Below are 2539 nucleotides of genomic sequence, written 5' to 3'. Positions count from 1 at the left end.
CCTTCGGCCCGGTGAGGAACTGAGCACTTCAGCCGAAGGAATCGGCACGATGCGCCACCGCATGGTGACGAAGAAGGAAATGCAGTGAGCAGTACAACATTCCGTTTCGAAGGCGATGGCCAGGTGCTGTGGGACCCGACGCCGCAGACGCTCTCCGACTGCCGGATGGGCCGGTTCGTGCAGTGGCTCCGCACCAGCGACGGACTCGAATTCGCCGGTTACTCGGATCTGTGGCAGTGGTCGACGCAGGACCTGTCCGGATTCTGGCGTTCGATCTGGGAATACTTCGATGTCGTCGCCGATGGCGACCCGACCCGGGTCCTCGTCGACGAGATGATGCCGGGAGCGCGGTGGTTCCCGGACGTGAAGCTCAACTACGCCGAGAACTTGCTGCGTGGAGACACCGAACAGAACGTCATCACCGCACTGTCGCAGACCCGGGGAACCATCAGGCTCACACGCGGACAGCTCCGAGAGCAGGTCGCCCGAGCTGCCGCTGGTCTGCGGCGGCTCGGCGTCGGCCCCGGCGACCGAGTGGCGGCCTACCTACCCAACATTCCCGAAGCCCTCATCGCGATGCTGGCGACGGCCAGCATCGGCGCAATCTGGGCCGTGTGCGCCCCTGAGTTGGGCAGCCGCAGCGTGATCGACCGACTCCAGCAGCTCGAACCGAAGGTATTCCTCGCAGTGGACGGCTACCGCTACGGCGACAAAGTCGTCGACCGCACCGACGAGGTGACGGCCATCCGCTCCGAGTTACCGACCGTGACCACCACCGTGCAGGTGACCTACCTCAACCCCACGATCACGCTGGACGGCTCGATCGACTGGCGCGATCTGCTCGCCGAAGCGGCGACGGCCACATACGAACGCGTCCCGTTCGACCACCCCCTGTGGGTACTGTTCTCCTCCGGCACCACCGGTCTTCCGAAAGCCATCGTGCACTCACACGGCGGGATCGTGCTCGAACTGCAGAAGGCGCTCGGCTTGCATTCGGACCTGGGACCGGCCGACCGGTACTTCGTCTACTGCACGACCACCTGGGTCATGTGGAACATACAGGTGTCCGCATTGCTGCTCGGCGCGGCCGTGACCTTGTTCGACGGCAATCCGGTCTACCCCGAGCCCGACGAGTTGTGGAAGATCGTTGAACAGACCGAGGTAACGGTGTTCGGAGCCGGAGCCGCATTTCTGATGGGCTGCCGCAAAGCGGGGCTCCGCCCGGGCGAGAAGTTCGACCTCAGCCGGTTGAGGGGCATGTTCTCGACCGGCTCACCGCTTCCGGCCGACGGGTTCCGCTGGATCTACGACACCGTCAACCCGCTGATTTTCCTGCAGTCCACCAGCGGCGGCACCGACGTGTGCACCTCTTTCGTCGGCGGCACTCCCCTCCTGCCGGTCAGGGCGGGAGAGATCAGCGCGCCGGCTCTCGGCGTACTGGCCCAGGCACTCGACACCGAAGGCAACCCGGTCGTCGACCAACTCGGCGAACTCGTCATCTCGGCGCCCATGCCGTCGATGCCGGTCTATTTCTGGAATGACCCGGACGGCAGCAAGTACCGCGCCGCGTATTTCGAGCATTATCCAGGCAGGTGGCGACACGGGGACTGGGTCACCTTCAACGCCCGCGGGGCATGCGTGATCAGCGGTCGTTCGGACGGCACACTCAACCGTGGCGGCGTCCGCCTCGGGACCAGCGAATTCTACTCGGCAATACAGAATCTCGACGATATCGAGGACAGTCTGGTCGTACACCTCGACGATCCGACGGGAGAGATGGGTTCACTCGTCTTGTTCGTCCAGCTTCGTGAAGGAACACAGTTGGACGACGCTCTGCGGGTGCGGATCGTCAGCGAGCTGCGGCAGCGGCTGTCACCGCGTCACGCTCCCGACGAAATCATTGCGGTGCCCGCCATCCCCTACAACCTCACCGGCAAGAAGCTCGAGGTGCCGGTGAAGAAGCTGCTCCTCGGGGCTCAGCGGAACACAGTCGTCTCCGACGGTGCAGTGAGAAACCCGGAAGCACTCGAAATATTCGAAAAACTCTCCGAACGCTTCACCCCGTCACCGGCGTGAGCCCTATTCGAAATCCTCAGTAAGGAGAAAACTATGTCAGACATCCGGGTTCCGGTGCTCATCGTCGGCGGGGGGGCCAGCGGACTGACCACGTCCATCTTTCTGTCCGCGTATGGGATCGATCACCTGCTGGTCGAGCGCCATGAAAGTACCTCCATCCTGCCGAAGGCGCACTACCTCAATCAACGCACAATGGAGATCCTCCGGCAGTACGGCGTTGCCGACGACATCTACGACGTCGGCGCACCCATGCAGAACATGGGCAAGGTTGTGTGGCGTACCACACTGGCCGGTGATGGTCCGCTCGACGCGAAGACCTTTTACAAGATGGATGCCTTCGGCGGCGGCGGGCTGGCAGAGAGGTACGAGCGCGACAGCGCCTGCCCCTCGACCAACTACCCCCAGCTGCGACTCGAGCCTCTGCTGCGCCGGCATGCCGAACAGAGGGCTCCCGGTAAGGTCC

The 2539-nt window shown here is 63.6% G+C and carries 2 protein-coding genes; both read left to right on the top strand.

From position 1 onward, the window contains the following. Positions 1-84: 84 nt before the first annotated feature. Entirely contained in the window at positions 85-2076 is a 1992-nt protein-coding gene (locus WAW17_RS09205; protein WP_422332677.1) for an acetoacetate--CoA ligase, read from the top strand. A gap of 33 nt (positions 2077-2109) precedes the next feature. Next, positions 2110-2539: FAD-dependent monooxygenase (locus WAW17_RS09200; protein ID WP_422332676.1), on the top strand; the 430-nt coding region annotated here is incomplete at its 3' end.

The organism is Rhodococcus sp. (in: high G+C Gram-positive bacteria) (assembly GCF_049286785.1).
GTDB lineage: Bacteria > Actinomycetota > Actinomycetes > Mycobacteriales > Mycobacteriaceae > Rhodococcus_F.
The sequence above is the reverse complement of the archived record's forward strand: the minus strand, read 5'-3'. Positions and strand labels throughout refer to the sequence as shown.